The organism is Rhodococcus ruber, from assembly GCF_016804345.1.
Classification (GTDB): Bacteria; Actinomycetota; Actinomycetes; order Mycobacteriales; family Mycobacteriaceae; genus Rhodococcus; species Rhodococcus ruber.
This window is the reverse complement of record NZ_CP044211.1, coordinates 4,628,217-4,643,593: the sequence shown is the minus strand read 5'-3', so window position 1 is coordinate 4,643,593 and position 15,377 is coordinate 4,628,217. Positions and strand designations below refer to the sequence as shown.

The window sequence follows — 15,377 nt, the reverse complement described above, 5'->3', positions numbered from 1 at the left end:
AGCCTAACGACCGTCGTCCCGCGGTGGGCACAATGGTGGCCATGACGTCTTTCGGTGATCTTCTCGGACCCCAACCCACCCTGCTGCCCGGCGACGACGAGGCGGAATCGGCGCTGCTGAACCGCGAGGATCCGGCGAAGGTGGCAGCCGACCACCCCACCGCGTCGATCGCGTGGGCCTACCTGGCCGAAGCCGCCCTCGAGCGCGGCGAGACGATCGCGGCCTACGCCTACGCCCGCACCGGCTACCACCGCGGTCTCGACCAGCTGCGCCGCAACGGCTGGAAGGGCTTCGGTCCCGTGCCGTACGAGCACGAACCCAACCGGGGTTTCCTGCGGTGCGTCGCCACGCTGGCCCGCGCCGCGAAGGAGATCGGCGAGGCCGACGAGCACGCCCGCTGCCTCGACCTGCTCGAGGACTGCGATCCCCGCGCCGCCGAAGCGCTTGGCGTCGATTAGTCCCCGGCTGCCCACCAGGGACGGCGTCCGCCGGCGGCTGCGTGCGTCGGGGCGCCGGCTGCGGTCCTCGGCGCTGCCCATCCTGCAGTGCGCGCTCGCGGCGGGCATCGCCTGGTGGGTGGCGACGGGACCGGTCGGACACGAGCAGCCGTTCTTCGCGCCCATCGCGGCGGTCGTGTCGCTGGGGCTGTCGCTGGGGGCGCGGATGCGCCGGTCGGTCGAACTCGTCTGCGGGGTCACCGTGGGCATCGGCATCGGCGACCTGATCATCTCGTTCATCGGCAGCGGTCCGTGGCAGATCGCACTCGTTGTCGCGATGGCGATGGGCACGGCGGTGGCCCTGAACAGCGGTCCGATCTTCTCCATGCAGGCCGGGAACTCGGCGGTGCTCGTGGCGACCCTGATCCCGCCCGGCGGGTCCGGGGGCGTCGACCGCATGGTCGACGCCCTCGTCGGCGGCCTGGTCGGCATCGCCGTCGTCGCCGTGATTCCCACGCATCCGGTTCGCCGGGCGCGCCGGGAGGCGGCGAACGTGCTGGCCACGGCGGCGGACGTGCTGCGCAAGGTCGAGACCGGCCTGGTCGAGAACAACCCGAAGCCGATCGAGGCGGCCCTGCGCGAGGCCCGGGCCACGCAGTCGGCGATCGACGCGATGCGCACCAACATCTCCGGCGGCAAGGAGATCAGCCGCATCTCGCCGCTGTACTGGAACAGCCGGCCGCGGCTCGAACGGCTCACGGCCGCGGCGGACCCGATCGACAACGCCATGCGCAACACGCGCGTGCTGGCGCGCCGGTCGCTCTCGCTCGTGCGCGACGACGAGATCCTCGATCCGCGGCTGGTGCGGCGCATCGACGAACTGGCCGACGCGGTGGACGTGCTGAAGGCGATGGTCCTCGCCGAGCCGGGGGAGAAGCCGGACCAGGCGGAGGCGGCCCGGGTGCTGCGGAGTGTGGCCCGGGAGATGAAGCCGGACCAGGTGCAGGGTGCGGGTCTGTCGGCCACGGTGGTATTCGCGCAGATCCGCTCGCTGATCGTGGACCTGCTCCAGGTGGCGGGGCTGAAACGGATCTCGGCGATCGCGACCCTGCCCCCGACCGTGGAGCATCCGGCGTATCCGCCCGAGTCCTGACATCCACCCCTCCGTTGAACATATGCGTATGTCTGCATATGATGGCCGAAACTTCGGAGGGAGGATCATGGGGGTCGGACACGGTCATTCGCACGGTCACGCCGGAGCCGGTGCGCCCGGCGAGGCGGGGCCGTCGCGGGGGCGGCTGCGGCGGATGGCGATCGCCCTCGCGATCCTGGTGGCGTTCCTGCTCCTCGAAGCCGGCGTCGCCCTGTGGATCGACTCGCTCGCCCTGCTCGCCGACGCCGGCCACATGCTCACCGACGTGGTGGGCATGTCCATGGGGATGGCCGCCCTGATCCTCGCGCGGCGCGGGAGCACCGCCGCCGCCCGCACCTTCGGCTGGCACCGTGCCGAGGTGCTCGCCGCGATGGCGAACGCCGCACTCCTGCTCGTCGTGGCGGTCTGGGTGTTCTACGAAGCGATCCACCGCATCGGCGACGCCCCCGACATCCCCGGCACGGCCCTCGTGCTCACCGCGACGGCCGGTCTGGCCGCCAACCTCGTCGTGATGCTGCTCCTGCGCGCCGATGCCAAGGACAGTCTCGCGGTCCGCGGTGCCTACCTCGAGGTCCTCGCCGACGCGGTCGGAAGCGTCGGCGTCCTCGTCGCCGGCGCCCTGGTCCTGCTGTTCGACTGGACCCTCGCCGACGTCGTCGTCGGCGTCCTCATCTCGCTGTGGGTGGTGCCGCGGGCGGTGCGGCTGGCCGCGGCGTCGCTGCGCATCCTCACCCAGGCGTCGCCCGCGCACCTCGACGTCGACGGGGTCCGCGCCGACCTGTCCGCCCTGCCCGGCGTCACCGGCGTCCACGACCTGCACGTGTGGACCCTGACGACCGGGATGGACGTCGCCACGGTGCACCTGATCAGCGACCACGACCCGCAGTGGGTGCTCGAATCGGCCCGCGCCGTCCTCACCTCGCACGGGCTCGAGCACGCCACCGTGCAGGTCGAGACGACCGTCAACGGGCGGCGCTGCGAGGAGAACGTCACCTGGTAGCGCGGCTCAGTCCAGCCGCAGCGACCACCGGCCCGACCGTCCGTGCAGCCGGACCCGGGCGAGCGGACGCACGTCGATCCGCCAGAACGACCGCGGTCCCGCGCCCAGTGCGTACCCGGTCGCGGCGCGGATCACCGCGGGGTGGGTCACCGCGACGACCCGTCCCGGCGCCAGCTCGTCGAGCCATCCCGCCACCCGGTCACCCCAGCGCCGCGACGGATTCGCCGCCGTGCGGTGCCGCGTGCGGATCGGTCAGCCACTCGTGCAGACCCGCGGCCGGCACCTCGTCCATGGCCAGCCCCGCCCAGTCGCCGTAGTCCAGGTCCCGCAGCGCGGGATCGACACCGGCCGTCGCGCCCAGCGCGGCCGCGGTCTCGGTGGTGCGGCGCTCCGGCGCCACGACGACGCGGTCGGCCACCGGCGCCACCACGCGCCCGAGTTCGCGCCTGCCGCGCTGCGACAGCGGCTCGTCGGCGGGGAACCGGACGGCGCGTTGCGCCTCCGTCGAGGCGTGGGCCAGGAGGGTGAGACGAACCACGGCGTCATCGAACCACACCCCGCGCGTTCGCCTTGACAGGGGAAGGCGGGGGTGCGAATGTTCCTTCGTTACCCGTGCCGAGGTGCAGGCAATCCGGTGCAAGTCCGGAGCGGTCGCGCCACTGTGACCGGACGTGACGTCCGGGAGTCAGAAAACTCCCTCGGTGCAAGAACTTTCGACGGGACGCGTTATCCCAGGAGGATGCTTTGGCTACTGTCCACACCCCCGAGTCCACGATGGGTTCGGCAGCGCTGGCTGCCGCGATCACCGCCGTCGTGCTGCTCGCCTTCGTCACCCTCTACCTGGTCGGGTTCGACCAGGGTGCCGTGTCGCGCACCGGCATGTTCATGCACGAACTGATGCACGACGGCCGGCACCTGCTCGGCCTGCCGTGTCACTGAGCGCGGGGGCCGTGTCACCGCACCCGGATGCCGCCGTCTCGGACAGCGTCCCACTGGCCGGTCCCTACACCCGGATCCTGCTGCGCGGCCTGCTCGCCGGTCTCCTCGCGGGCCTGCTCGCCGGCGCCGTCGCGTTCGTGATCGGCGAGCCGCACATCGAGGCCGCGATCGCGCTCGAGGAATCCGCCGCCGAACACGCCGCCACCGGCGCACACACCCACACGCACGAGGCCGGATCCGCCGGTCACAGCCACGGCGAGGACGCCCTCGTCGGCCGCACCGGGCAGAAGGCGGGCCTGATCCTCGCCACCACCCTCGGCGGGCTGGCGCTCGGTGCGCTGTACGCCTCGGTGCTGCACTTCGCGCGCCGCCACACCACGCTGTCGGGTCCGGTGCTCGGACTGCTCGGCGCCGGAGCCGGCTGGCTCGCGGTCGCGGCGGTGCCGTTCCTGAAGTACCCGGCCAATCCGCCCGCGGTGGGCGACCCGGACACCATCGACCAGCGCACGCTCCTGTGGGTCGCGACGGTCGTGCTCGGCCTCGTCGCGCTCGCGGTGGCGGTCGCCGTCGCGAAGGCCCTCGCCCGCCAGGAGATGCGCACCGTCCGGCTCGCAGGCCCGGTCCTGGCCTTCCTCGTCGTGGTGGGCCTCGGATATGCGGTGCTGCCGACGATCGACGAGGTCGGTGCCGGATTCCCGGCGACGCTGCTGTGGGACTTCCGCGTTGCGTCCGTGGTCATCCAGACCACATTGTGGTTCGCCCTGGGGGTGGCGTTCGCGTTCCTCACCGAACGCGCCGATCGGCGCGCACCCGTCCGCGTGGCGTAGCCGGCGTGGGACAGGGCCTGCTCGTCGCCGGAACCACCTCCGACGCCGGGAAAACCGTGGTGACCACCGGGATCTGCCGGGCCCTGGCCCGACGCGGATTGTCGGTCGCGCCGTTCAAGGCGCAGAACATGTCCAACAACTCGATGGTGGCCCTCGACCCGGACACCGGTGCGGGCGTGGAAATCGGCCGCGCGCAGTGGATCCAGGCGGTGGCGGCCCGCGCGACGCCCGAGGCCGCGATGAATCCGGTGCTGCTCAAACCCGGCAGCGACCGTCGCAGCCACGTCGTCGTGCTCGGCCGCCCCGCGGGGCACCTCGAGGCCGGCGAGTTCGCGGGCGGGCGACGGCATCTCGCCGACGCCGCGTTCGCCGCATTCGACGACCTGCGCGCCCGCTTCGACGTCGTGGTCTGCGAGGGCGCCGGCAGCGCCGCCGAGATCAACCTGCGGGCCCATGACTACGTCAACATGGGTCTGGCCCGGCACGGCGACCTGCCGACGGTGCTCGTCGGCGACATCGACCGCGGCGGGGTGTTCGCCGCCATGTACGGCACCCTCGCCCTGCTCGACGCGCCCGACCAGGCCCTCGTCCGCGGATTCGTGATCAACAAGTTCCGCGGCGACGTCGGGCTGTTGCGACCCGGCCTCGACACGCTCGAAAAGCTCACCGGCAGGCCGGTTCTCGGTGTCCTGCCGTGGCAGCGCGACCTCTGGCTGGACTCGGAGGACTCGCTGGCCCTGTCGTCGCGACCCGCCCACGACGGCGCCGGCGCGCTCACCGTCGCGGTGGTGACGCTGCCCCGGATCAGCAACTTCACCGACGTCGACGCCCTGTGCCTCGAGCCGGACGTGCGGGTGCGGTTCGTCGACGACCCCCGCGCCGTCGCCGGTGCCGACGTGGTGATCCTGCCCGGTACCCGCGCCACCCTCGCCGACCTCGCGTGGCTGCGCGGTCGCGGCCTCGACACCGCCGTCGCCGACCACGCCCGTCGCGGGGGCGTGGTGCTCGGCATCTGCGGCGGATTCCAGATGCTCGGCCGGCGGATCGCCGATCCGCACGGCGTCGAAGGCACGCGCGATGCGTGCGTGGACGGGCTCGGATTGCTGGACGTGCACACCCGTTTCGAACCCGAGAAGGTGCTGCGGCTGCCGACCGGGACGGCGCTCGGCGTCCCCGCCTCGGGTTACGAGATCCACCACGGCCGCATCTCCCGCGGCGGCGACGAGGAGTTCCTCGGCGGCGCCCGGGCGGGAACGGTGTTCGGCACCATGTGGCACGGCAGCCTCGAGGCCGACGCCCTGCGCACCGCCTGGCTCCGCGAGGTCGCCGCACTCACCGGCCGCGACGTCGCCACCGGCACCGTCGGCTTCCACGACGCACGCGAGGCCCGCCTCGAGGTGCTCGCCGACATGATCGAGGAGCACCTCGACGTCGACACCCTGCTCGGGATGCTGGGGGACCGGCCCGCGCTGCCCACCCTGACCGGCGGCCTGGCATGACGGTGCTCGTTCTCGGTGGCACCGGAGAGGCCCGGGCGCTCGCCGCTCGTCTGGAGACCGCGGGGGTGGCGTACCTGTCGTCGCTCGCGGGACGGGTACGCAACCCGCGGCTGCCGGTGGGCGAGGTACGGATCGGCGGTTTCGGGGGCGTCGAGGGACTGCAACAGTACCTGCGCGGCAACGGGATCGACCGGGTCGTCGATGCGACGCACCCGTTCGCCGCGCGGATCAGCGGCAACGCCGCGACCGCGTGCGCGGCGGCCGGGGTGCCGCTGCTGCGCCTCGCGCGGCCGGGCTGGACCGGCACCGCCGACTGGACGTGGGTCGACGACCACGACGCCGCGGCCGTGGCAGCGGCCGGGGGCACGAGCGTGTTCCTGAGCACGGGACGTCAGACCCTCGACCGCTTCCTCGGCCCCCTCGCGCGGCACCGTGTCCTCGTGCGGGTGGTCGAACCGTTGGACCTCGACGTGCCGGACTCGTGGACGGTGCTGCTCGCCCGGGGCCCCTACACGCTCGACGGCGAGCGGGCGCTGCTCGCCGGCCACGGCGTCGACGTGCTCGTCACGAAGGACTCCGGCGGGGACCTGACCCGCGCCAAGCTCGACGCCGCGGCCGAACTCGGCGTGCGGGTCGTCGTCGTGCGCCGACCGCCGTCGCCGCCGGGGGTGCCGACGGTGACGACGGTCGCCGAGGCCGTCGCCTGGGCCTCCGAGCCGATGACGAAATAGACACCGGCGCGCCGGATTTCGCGCGCGCGGCCACGGGGATCTGCGGCGTCAGACCTGCGGGCCCTCGGCGCGCAGGTCGTCGACCTTGCGCATCGCCTCCCGGAGCTCGGCGAGCCACTGCTCGCTGTGCGTGCCGACGAGCTTGATGCACCAGGCGAGCGCGTCGGAGCGCGACCGGGCGACGCCGGCGTCGACGAGGGTGTCGAGGACCTTGCGCTCGGGCTGGCGCAGCCGGGTCATCACCGGAACGGCCAAGTGGGTGAACAACACCCGGCGATCGCCGAGGGTGACGCCCCAGGCGACCTTCCGGCCGTAGCGGGCCTCGGCCTCGTCGGCGATGCGCATGCGGTCCGGGCGGGTGCTCTCCCGGAAGCGGGCGATGCGCCCGTCGACGGCCGCGGCGCCGGCGTCCTCGGGCGGGGGGAGTTCCCCGACGACGACGATCTCCTCGCGGTCGACCTCGATGGTGGCGGGGCCGGTGAACCAGTCGTCGGGCAGTCGTCCGGAGAACCACTCGGTGGCGTCGCTCGCATCGGGGACGTCGGCCTGCTGCCAGCCGCCGGGGCGTCCGAAGCGGGGTCCGTGCATGTGGGGGGTGTGTCGCATGTCGTCCTCCTCGGGACGAAGGGTGTTTCACTGATTACAGTGTTACACCTCTTACGTGATGCGCGCCACATCCCTGGTCGCGACCGTGAGGACAGTGCACACCGCCAGCGCTCCCACGCCGACCCGCGCGGCGAGCCGCACCGCACGCCCCAGGTCCGCCGGCTGCGGCGGCGGACCGTCACCGAGAGTGCCGCGGTCCTCGACGACACCGTGATAGACGTTCACCCCGCCCAGCGTGACCCCCAGCGCCCCGGCGAACGCGGCCTCCACCGGACCCGCATTCGGGCTCGGGTGCCGGTGGGCGTCCCGGCGCCAGGCCCGCAGCGCCGCACCCGGCCGGCCGCCCAGGCCGACCGCGAGCAGCGCCGACAGCCGCGCCGGAGCCAGATTGAGCACGTCGTCGAACCGGGCCGACGCCCAGCCGAACCGCTCGTGACGGGGCGTGCAGTGGCCCACGCGGGCGTCGAGGGTGTTCGCGGCCCGGTAGCCGAGCAGACCCGCCGGCCCGGCCACCGCACCCCAGAGCAGCGGCGCGACCACCGCATCGGACGTGTTCTCCGCGAGCGACTCGAGCGTGGCGCGGGCGACGCCGGCGGCGTCGAGCTGCGACGGGTCGCGGCCGACGAGGTGGGTGACCTGCCGTCGCGCGGCGGGCAGATCCCCACGGCGCAGCTGGCCGTCGATCGTCGTGGCCTCCCGCGCCAGCGAGCGGCCGCCGAGCACGGTCCACGTCGCGGCCGCCGTCACCGCCGTCCGCAGCAGCGGGCGCCGCCGGGTGAGGCGGTCCGCGCCGTAGCCGAGCCCCGTGGCGCCGCCGACCAGCACCACGGTGAACAGTGCCCCGGCCGCCCGGTGATCCGCGTACAGCGCCCGTTCGGTCGCGCGCGCGATCCGGCCGAAGCCGCTCACCGGATGGAACCGGCGGGGATCGCCGAACGCCCGGTCGGCGGCATAGCCCAGGACGAGGCCGGCGGCGCGGGCATTCACGTCGGCCACGCCTCGAGCAGCGCCGCGGTCGTCTGCGGGTCGCGCACCGCGATGCGCACCCAGTCCGCGCCGAGGCCGGGGAACGTGTCGCCGCGGCGCACCGCGAACCCCCGGCCCCGCAGGCGCTCCCGCGTGCCGGCCGGGACGTGTGCCAGCACGAACGGCGCCGCGGACGGTCCGGCCACCGCGACGCCGAGGGCGGTCAGGCCGTCCACGAGGACGGCGCGGTCGGCCGCGATCTGCACGGCGGCCCGCTCGGCCTCGACCGTGGCCGCCGCCGACGCGCACGCGATCATCGCCGCCGCCGCCGGTGTGGACACAGACCACGGTGGCTGGTGCGCGGCCAGTTCGGCGACGATCGACTCGTCACCGAGCACGTATCCGGCGCGGATCCCGGGAATCGCCCACGTCTTGGTGAGCGAGCGGATCACCACGACACCCGGAATCGACTCCCCGGCAAGCGATTCGGTCTCTCCCGGTACCGCATCCATGAACGCCTCGTCCACCACGAGCACCCGCCCGGGGCGCGCCAGGGCCCGCAGCGCGGCAGCCGGGTGCAGCACCCCGGTCGGGTTCGTCGGGTTGCCGACGACCACGAGGTCGGCGTCGTCGGGCACCGGCGCCGCGTCGAGGACGAACCCGTCCTCGGCCCGCAACAGCACCCGGGTCACCTCGTGCCCGGCGACGCGCAGCGCCGCCTCCGGCTCGGTGAACTGCGGGTGGATCACCACCGGTCGCGCCCAGCGGCGGGCGCGGGCGACGAGGGTGAACGCCTCCGCGCCGCCGGCGGTGGGAAGCACCTCGTGCGGATCGCGGCCGTGCCGCGCGGCCAGGGCCGCGCGGCACGGCCGCGGATCCGGATACCGGTCCAGTTCGGCCAGCGAGCCCGTCAGTGCCGCCTCCAGCCAGTCCGGACGCGGCCGGCGCGCGACGTTGACGGCCAGATCCACCAGGCCGGGGGTCGCCTCCCGGTCACCGTGGTGCTGCAGGTCCGGTGCGGCGGTACGGGTCGTGCGTGGCGGCGGGGGGACCGGCGTCGCGGCCCGCACCGCCTCGGCGAACCGCCGGGCAAGGACCGGATGCCCGGCCCAGTGGGTGTGCAGATAGGACGCGTGCACGGTGGCGGAGGCGAACCCGTCGGGCCTACCGCCCAGCAGCCACGCCGGCTCGCCGGTGGAATCGACGGTGGTGCGGTGGAATTCGTGCCCGGTCACCCGAGCGCCCGCCGGGGCGAGCAGCGTGTCGCGGGGCGCGACGGCGGTGCGGTAGCCGAGGGTGAGCCGCGGGGTCATCCGCGCGGACGCGTCGACCGCGCCGACCATCGGAGCGCCGTCCACGTCGCGGCACAGGTACAGCAGGCCCGCGCACTCGGCGACGGTGGGCGTGCCGGCCGCGATCGCGGCCCGCAGATGCTCGCGCAGCGGCGTGTTCGCAGCCAGGTCGGCGGCGTGTACCTCCGGGAACCCGCCGCCGAGGTAGATTCCGGCGGTGCCGTCCGGCAGGCGTTCGTCGCGCAGCGGGTCGAAGACGACGGTGCGGCACCCGGCGGCGCGCAGCATCTCCTCGGTCTCGGCGTAGCGGAACGTGAAGGCGCGACCCCCGGCGATCGCGACGACCGGTCCGTCCTCGGCCGACTCGCCCGGCTCCCACGGTTCGGTGACGAGAGCCGGTGCGCTGCGGGCGATCCGCATCACCTCGGCAAGATCGACGCGCGCGGCGATCTGCGCGGCCAGCCGGTCGAGCTGGGCGGCCGCCCCGGCCCGCTCCTGCGCCGGCACCAGCCCCAGATGCCGCGACGGCGCCGAGATCCCGTCGTCGCGCTGCAGCACCCCGAGCACCGGAACGCCCGTCGCGGCCAGGGCCTCGACCACCTCGTCGGAATGCCGCACCGAACCGGCCTTGTTCAGGATCACCCCGGCGATGCGGACACCGCGGTCGAACGTGGCCATGCCGTGCACCACCGCCGCGATGGAACGGGAGGCGTGCGAGACGTCGACGACGAGGACCACCGGGGCGCCGAGCACCGTGGCGGTGTGGGCGGTGGACGCGAAACCGTCGGCGCCGAGCATCCCGTCGTACAGGCCCATCACGCCCTCGACGATTGCGACGTCCGCGCCGCGGGCGCCGTGCGTGAGCAGCGGTGCGAGCAGGCCGGTGCCGACGAGGTGCGCGTCGAGGTTACGTCCCGGCCGGCCCGTCGCGAGGGCGTGGTAGCCGGGGTCGATGTAGTCCGGGCCGACCTTGTGCCCCGACACGGTGTGCCCGGCCGACCGCAGTGCGGCCATGAGACCCGTTGCGACCGTGGTCTTCCCGTGCCCGGACGCCGGCGCGGCGATCACCAGCCGCGGCAGCGTCACCACGCTGCCACCCCGAGTGTCACCACGCTGCCGAGTGTCACCACGCTGCCACACCCGAGTGTCACCACTCGATGCCCTTCTGGCCCTTCTGGCCCGCGTCCATCGGGTGCTTGATCTTCGTCATCTCGGTCACGAGATCCGCGGCCTCGATCAACGCCGGATGCGCCCGGCGGCCGGTGATCACGACGTGCTGGTGGCCGGGACGCGCGGCGAGCGTCCGCACCACCTCGTCGGCGTCGATCCAGCCCCAGCCGATCGGGTAGGTGAATTCGTCGAGCACGTACAGCCCGTGCTGCTCGGCGGCGAGCCGGCGCTGGATCTCCCGCCACCCGGCGAGTGCCGCGGCGGCGTGGTCCTCCTCGGTGCCGTCCTTGCGGGACCACGACCACCCGGAGCCCATCTTGTGCCACTCGATCGGGCCGCCCGTGCCGCGCTCGGTGTGCAGGTCGCCGAGGGTCTCGAAGGCGGTCTGCTCACCGAGACGCCACTTGGCGGACTTGACGAATTGGAACACCGCGACCGACCAGCCCTGGTTCCATCCGCGCAGTGCCAGACCGAACGCGGCGGTCGACTTGCCCTTGCCGTCGCCGGTGTGGACCATCAGCAGCGGCCGGTTGCGGCGCTGGCGGGTGGTGAGACCGTCGTCCGGCACGGCGACCGGTTGTCCCTTCGGCATCTACGCGGCCCTTCCTCGGACGACGGTGGTGAGCGCGTCGGCGTGAACCTCGCCGACGGGAACGTGTTCGGCGTGGAGCCGTTCGGCGAGCCGGGCCGCGAGACCCATGCGGAACCGGCCGGTCTCGGAATCCACGACGACCGCGTCGATCCCGGCGGTGGCGATGCGGTCGGCGGCCGCGAGGGACCGGGCCACCGCGTCCGAGCCTGCGGTGGCGCGGCCGTCGGTGACCACGACGAGCAGTGCCCGCCGGTCGGGTTCGCGCAGCCGATGCCGCCGGATCGTCTCGGCCGCCTCGAGCAGTCCCTCGGCGAGCGGGGTACGCCCGCCCGCCGGCAGCTCTCGCAGCCGAGCCGCGGCCACGTCCACCGAATTGGTCGGCGGCAGGGCGAGCACGGCGCGATCCCCGCGGAACGTCACCAGACCCACCGTGTCGCGGCGCCGGTAGGCGTCGAGCAGCAGCGACAGGATCGCCGTCTTGACCTGCGTCATCCGCTGCCGCGCCGCCATGGAGCCGGAGGCGTCGACGCACAGCAGCACCAGGTTGGCCTCCCGCCCCTCGACGACCTTCCGCCGCACCTGCCACCCGTGCGCGTTTCCGGTAGTTCCCGCTACCGGAAACGCGCACGGGTGGGCGGCGGTGGCGCGGATGGTGGCGGGCAGGTGGACGGGGCCGGTGTCGGCGCGACGCTCGCCGACCGTGCGGCCGACCGTCGTGCGCGCCCGGGAGCGCCGGCCCGCGGTGCCGCGGCCCGTGCGGTCGGCGGTGAACAGGCGGGTCCGGTAGGGCTCGGCCGGGGTCGCGACGGACGTCGCCGCGCCGGCGCCCGCCGCACGGTCGTCCCGGTCCGGCGTCGCTTCGCCGCCTCCGGGACCGTCGGGACCGGCACCGCCGGGGCCGGGGCCGGGATCGTCCGGGTCCGGCTCGGGGGCCCGGTCGCCCAGGAGTTCGTCGAGCAGCGTCTCGTCCATGCCGGGCTCGTCGAAGGGGTTGCGGCGACGACGGTGCGGCAACGCGAGCCGCGCCGCGACCGCGATGTCCTCCCGCGTGACCTCGTCGCGACCCGCCCAGGCCGCGTGCGCGACGGCGGTCTTCGCGGTGACCAGGTCGGCGCGCATCCCGTCGACATCGAACGCCGCGCACACCTCCGCGATCGCGACGAGCGCGTCGTCGCCGAGCCGCACGTGCGGCAGCCGCTCGCGGGCCGCGGCGAGCCGCCGCGCCAGCTCGGCCTCGGCGTCGGCCCAGCCCGCGACGAACGACACCGGGTCGGCGTCGAACGCCAGGCGCCGCCGCACGATCTCCGCCCGCACCTGCGGATCGCGCGGCGCGGCCACCTCCACGGTCAGCCCGAAGCGGTCGAGCAGCTGCGGACGCAGCTCCCCCTCCTCCGGGTTCATCGTTCCGACCAGTACGAACCGGGCGGCATGCGAGACCGACACCCCGTCGCGCTCGACGGAGCACCGGCCCATCGCCGCGGCGTCGAGCAGCAGGTCCACGAGATGGTCGTGCAGCAGGTTGACCTCGTCGACGTAGAGCACCCCGCGGTGCGCCCGGGCGAGCAGGCCCGGCTCGTACTCGGCGGTGCCCCCCGACAGTGCCTTCTGCAGGTGCAGGGAGCCGGTGACCCGGTCCTCGGTGGCGCCGACGGGCAGTTCCACCAGCCGCGCCGGCCGGGTCTGCGCCGCCGCACCGTGCGGATGCGGGCCGTCGGGACAGGACGGGTCGGGGGCGGCGGGGTCGCACGCGAACCGGCAGCCGGCGACCTCCGTGACCTGCGGCAACAGCGCGGCCTGGGCGCGCACCGTGGTCGACTTGGCGGTGCCCTTCTCCCCGCGCACGAGCACCCCGCCGATCGACGGCGACACCGCGCACAGGGACAGGGCCAGCGCGAGGTCGTCGGAGCCGACGACGGCACTGAACGGATACACGTGCACTTTCAACCTCCACAGGCTCCCGCTGGGATGTCTTCTCGGCAAACGGAATCGAGGCCGGTATTCGGACTTCCCGGTCGGACGCCGTGCGATCGCCTTCCCGGACCGGGCGGTCCAGTGGCTGCGCGTGATGCGCATGATCGACGACTCCCGGGTCACCGCAGCGGGCCTGTGCCGGATTCACACCGGCTTCCCGATTATCCCCGTGAGGGGCACCTCGATTGTCTTGCCGGCGCCGAGTCTAACCGCACCGGCTAGGGTTCGACGCCATGGGCTCACACATCACCGTCGTCGGCATGGGTGCCGACGGCTGGGACGGCCTGCCGCCCCCCGCCCGCGACGCGGTGCTCGGCGCGCAGGTCCTGCTCGGTGGGCGGCGCCATCTGGCGCTGCTGCCCGAGACCGGCGCCGTCCGCGAGCCGTGGCCGTCCCCGCTGCGCGACGGACTCGACGCGCTGCTCGCGCGGCACCGCGGCCGCACGATCGTGGCGGTCGCGTCGGGCGATCCGCTCGTCTCCGGCATCGGGACCACCCTGATCGACCGGCTCGGCGCCGACGCGGTGACGGTGCTGCCCGCCGTGTCGTCGGTGGCGCTGGCCCGCGCCCGCATGGGGTGGAGCGCCGAGTCGGTGGACGTGGTGACGCTGGTGGGCCGGGACGTGCACGCCGTCCGCCGCGCATTCGGGTGGGGGCGGCGGCTGATCGTGCTCTCCTCCGACGGCTCCACCCCGGCGCGGGTCGCCGACCTGCTGCGCCGAGACGGGTTCGGCGCGAGCACCCTGACCGTGCTGTCGGACCTCGGCGCGCCCGAGGAGGCGCGGCGCACCGCCGCCGCCGACGACTGGTCCGGCGACGCGCCCGCGCTCAACGTCGTCTGCATCGAATGCTCCGGAGCCGAGGGGTATCCCGCGACGCCCGGCCTGGCCGACGACGCGTTCGAGCACGACGGTCAGATTTCCAAACGCCCGATCCGGCTCGCCGCGGTGTGCGCGCTCGCGCCGCGGCCGGGGCAACTGCTGTGGGACGTCGGGGCCGGCGCCGGGTCGGTGGGCATCGAGTGGGCCCGCACCGATCCGCGCTGCCGCACGGTGGCGATCGAACGCGACGAGACGCGCGCCGACCGGATCGGCCGCAACGCCGCGCGGCTCGGCGTCCCGTCGGTCGTGGTGGTGCGCGGCGCCGCCCCCGACGCGCTCGCCGGTCTCGACACCCCCGATGCCGTCTTCGTCGGCGGCGGCGGGTCGATTCCCGGAGTGCTCGAAGCCTGCTGGGCGGCACTGCGTCCGGGTGGCCGTCTGGTCGCGCACGCGGTGACCCTCGAAACCGAGTCGACGTTGGTGCAGTGGTGGAAGACCCACGGCGGGGAGCTGACCCGGACGACCGTGGAACAGGCCGCACCACTCGGCGGGTTCAGCGGCTGGCAGGCGCTGCGCCCGGTGGTGCAGTGGCAGGTGACGAAAGGCGTGAGATGACAGTTCACTTCGTGGGATCCGGGCCCGGTGCGGCCGACCTGCTGACGCTGCGGGCCGCGCGCCTGCTGAGCGAGGCGCCGGTGGTGCTCTACGCCGGCACCTATCTCGACGACGAGGTGCTCGCGCACTGCCGGGACGACGCGGAGCTCGTCGACACCCAGCGCCTGGACCTGGACGAGATCACCGCGCACCTCGTCGACGCCCACCGCCGCGGCCTCGACGTCGTCCGCTTGTGTTCCGGTGACCCGTCGCTGTATTCGGCCCTGACCGAGCAGACGCGCCGGCTCGATGCCGCGGCAGTGCCGTGGGACGTCACGCCCGGTGTGCCGGCCTACGCGGCCGCCGCGGCGACCCTCGGGGCGGAGCTGACCGTGCCCGAGCTGGTGCAGACCGTCGTGCTGACCCGCACGCAGGCCCGCTCGACGACCATGCCCGACACCGAGGCCCTCGCCCGCGTCGCGGGCCTGCGCGCGAGCCTCGTGCTGCACCTGGCGATCACCCGCATCCGCGTCCTCGCCGAGGAGCTGAGCGTCGAGTACGGCGCCGACTGTCCGGCCGCGGTGGTGGCGTTCGCGTCCCGCCCGAACGAGCTGGTGCTGCGCGGCACGCTCGCCGACCTCGCCGACAAGGTCGAGGCGGCGGGACTGAAGCACACCGCGGTGATCGTCGTCGGCCGTGCCCTGGGCGTGCGGTCGGCGGACGTCGCGTGCTCGCACCTCTACGACCCGGCGCGGGACCGCAGCGGCTTCACACGGTGA

Annotated in this window: 14 protein-coding genes, 1 pseudogene and 2 riboswitches; of the genes and pseudogenes, 9 read left to right on the top strand and 6 right to left on the bottom strand. The window is 74.1% G+C overall.

Annotated features, from left to right (window positions below):
• The first annotated feature begins 41 nt into the window (after nt 1-41).
• The 3 genes from F1734_RS21325 to F1734_RS21315 all read left to right on the top strand — a co-directional run bounded on the left by F1734_RS21325 (nt 42) and on the right by F1734_RS21315 (nt 2,590).
• Nucleotides 42-458: a DUF3151 domain-containing protein gene (locus F1734_RS21325; protein ID WP_003938363.1), complete on the top strand. Its 417-nt coding sequence runs from the start codon at nt 42-44 to the stop codon at nt 456-458.
• The gene (locus tag F1734_RS21320; RefSeq protein WP_048772118.1) at nt 445-1,590 is read left to right on the top strand and encodes an FUSC family protein; all 1,146 of its coding nucleotides are present in this window, start codon (nt 445-447) and stop codon (nt 1,588-1,590) included. Before F1734_RS21325 ends, F1734_RS21320 begins: the two co-directional genes overlap by 14 nt.
• A gap of 67 nt (nt 1,591-1,657) precedes the next feature.
• Nucleotides 1,658-2,590, top strand: a complete 933-nt coding sequence (locus F1734_RS21315; RefSeq protein WP_059174344.1) for a cation diffusion facilitator family transporter — start codon at nt 1,658-1,660, stop codon at nt 2,588-2,590.
• A 6-nt stretch (nt 2,591-2,596) separates the two neighbouring features.
• On the opposite strand, the pseudogene F1734_RS21310 reads toward F1734_RS21315, so the two are convergent.
• A pseudogene (locus F1734_RS21310) lies at nt 2,597-3,146 on the bottom strand (histidine phosphatase family protein).
• Between the two features lie 45 nt (nt 3,147-3,191).
• Nucleotides 3,192-3,305: riboswitch (cobalamin riboswitch) on the top strand.
• 59 nt (nt 3,306-3,364) lie between these two features.
• Here F1734_RS21310 and F1734_RS21305 point away from each other — a divergent pair.
• From F1734_RS21305 to F1734_RS21290, 4 genes are read left to right on the top strand one after another with little or no spacing between them, the layout of a single operon-like run.
• Nucleotides 3,365-3,529 carry a CbtB domain-containing protein gene (locus tag F1734_RS21305; protein WP_003938359.1) on the top strand — a complete coding sequence of 55 codons (165 nt, stop codon included), beginning with the start codon at nt 3,365-3,367 and terminating at the stop codon, nt 3,527-3,529.
• 11 nt (nt 3,530-3,540) lie between these two features.
• Complete coding sequence (locus tag F1734_RS21300; protein WP_010593212.1) at nt 3,541-4,356, top strand: CbtA family protein; 816 nt, start codon at nt 3,541-3,543, stop codon at nt 4,354-4,356.
• 5 nt (nt 4,357-4,361) lie between these two features.
• Nucleotides 4,362-5,855 carry a cobyric acid synthase gene (locus tag F1734_RS21295; RefSeq protein WP_119699986.1) on the top strand — a complete coding sequence of 498 codons (1,494 nt, stop codon included), beginning with the start codon at nt 4,362-4,364 and terminating at the stop codon, nt 5,853-5,855.
• Nucleotides 5,852-6,586 (top strand): cobalt-precorrin-6A reductase, encoded by a 735-nt coding sequence (locus F1734_RS21290; RefSeq protein ID WP_064066614.1) that lies wholly within the window; start codon nt 5,852-5,854, stop codon nt 6,584-6,586. The genes F1734_RS21295 and F1734_RS21290 overlap by 4 nt, the downstream gene beginning before the upstream one ends.
• 48 nt (nt 6,587-6,634) lie before the next feature.
• On the opposite strand, the gene F1734_RS21285 is transcribed toward F1734_RS21290, so the two are convergent.
• The 5 genes from F1734_RS21285 to F1734_RS21265 all read right to left on the bottom strand — a co-directional run bounded on the left by F1734_RS21285 (nt 6,635) and on the right by F1734_RS21265 (nt 13,150).
• Entirely contained in the window at nt 6,635-7,192 is a 558-nt protein-coding gene (locus F1734_RS21285; RefSeq protein WP_010593209.1) for a hypothetical protein, read from the bottom strand.
• A gap of 51 nt (nt 7,193-7,243) precedes the next feature.
• Complete coding sequence (locus F1734_RS21280) at nt 7,244-8,188, bottom strand: cobalamin biosynthesis protein (RefSeq protein WP_203011014.1); 945 nt, start codon at nt 8,186-8,188, stop codon at nt 7,244-7,246.
• On the bottom strand, nt 8,176-10,536 hold the full coding sequence (locus F1734_RS21275) for a bifunctional hydrogenobyrinic acid a,c-diamide synthase/histidinol phosphate aminotransferase CobBC (RefSeq protein ID WP_203011927.1): 2,361 nt from the start codon (nt 10,534-10,536) through the stop codon (nt 8,176-8,178). Before F1734_RS21275 ends, F1734_RS21280 begins: the two co-directional genes overlap by 13 nt.
• A 61-nt stretch (nt 10,537-10,597) precedes the next feature.
• Nucleotides 10,598-11,212 (bottom strand): cob(I)yrinic acid a,c-diamide adenosyltransferase, encoded by a 615-nt coding sequence (gene cobO / locus F1734_RS21270; protein ID WP_048772124.1) that lies wholly within the window; start codon nt 11,210-11,212, stop codon nt 10,598-10,600.
• Nucleotides 11,213-13,150: a VWA domain-containing protein gene (locus tag F1734_RS21265; RefSeq protein WP_203011925.1), complete on the bottom strand. Its 1,938-nt coding sequence runs from the start codon at nt 13,148-13,150 to the stop codon at nt 11,213-11,215. It abuts the gene before it with no gap.
• Nucleotides 13,151-13,185: 35 nt separating this feature from the next.
• Nucleotides 13,186-13,382, bottom strand: a riboswitch (cobalamin riboswitch).
• A gap of 34 nt (nt 13,383-13,416) precedes the next feature.
• Here F1734_RS21265 and cbiE point away from each other — a divergent pair.
• Both cbiE and F1734_RS21255 read left to right on the top strand, forming a co-directional pair.
• On the top strand, nt 13,417-14,619 hold the full coding sequence (gene cbiE, locus F1734_RS21260) for a precorrin-6y C5,15-methyltransferase (decarboxylating) subunit CbiE (RefSeq protein WP_203011013.1): 1,203 nt from the start codon (nt 13,417-13,419) through the stop codon (nt 14,617-14,619).
• Entirely contained in the window at nt 14,616-15,377 is a 762-nt protein-coding gene (locus F1734_RS21255) for a cobalt-precorrin-4/precorrin-4 C(11)-methyltransferase (RefSeq protein WP_010593201.1), read from the top strand. The genes cbiE and F1734_RS21255 overlap by 4 nt, the downstream gene beginning before the upstream one ends.

Coding starts and splice junctions, on each gene's coding strand:
- F1734_RS21285 (WP_010593209.1), bottom strand. CDS start 7,192: ATGCGACACACCCCCCACATGCACGGACCCCGCTTCGGACGCCCCGGC.
- F1734_RS21315 (WP_059174344.1), top strand. CDS start 1,658: ATGGGGGTCGGACACGGTCATTCGCACGGTCACGCCGGAGCCGGTGCG.
- F1734_RS21255 (WP_010593201.1), top strand. CDS start 14,616: ATGACAGTTCACTTCGTGGGATCCGGGCCCGGTGCGGCCGACCTGCTG.
- cbiE (WP_203011013.1), top strand. CDS start 13,417: ATGGGCTCACACATCACCGTCGTCGGCATGGGTGCCGACGGCTGGGAC.
- cobO (WP_048772124.1), bottom strand. CDS start 11,212: ATGCCGAAGGGACAACCGGTCGCCGTGCCGGACGACGGTCTCACCACC.
- F1734_RS21290 (WP_064066614.1), top strand. CDS start 5,852: ATGACGGTGCTCGTTCTCGGTGGCACCGGAGAGGCCCGGGCGCTCGCC.
- F1734_RS21305 (WP_003938359.1), top strand. CDS start 3,365: ATGGGTTCGGCAGCGCTGGCTGCCGCGATCACCGCCGTCGTGCTGCTC.
- F1734_RS21325 (WP_003938363.1), top strand. CDS start 42: ATGACGTCTTTCGGTGATCTTCTCGGACCCCAACCCACCCTGCTGCCC.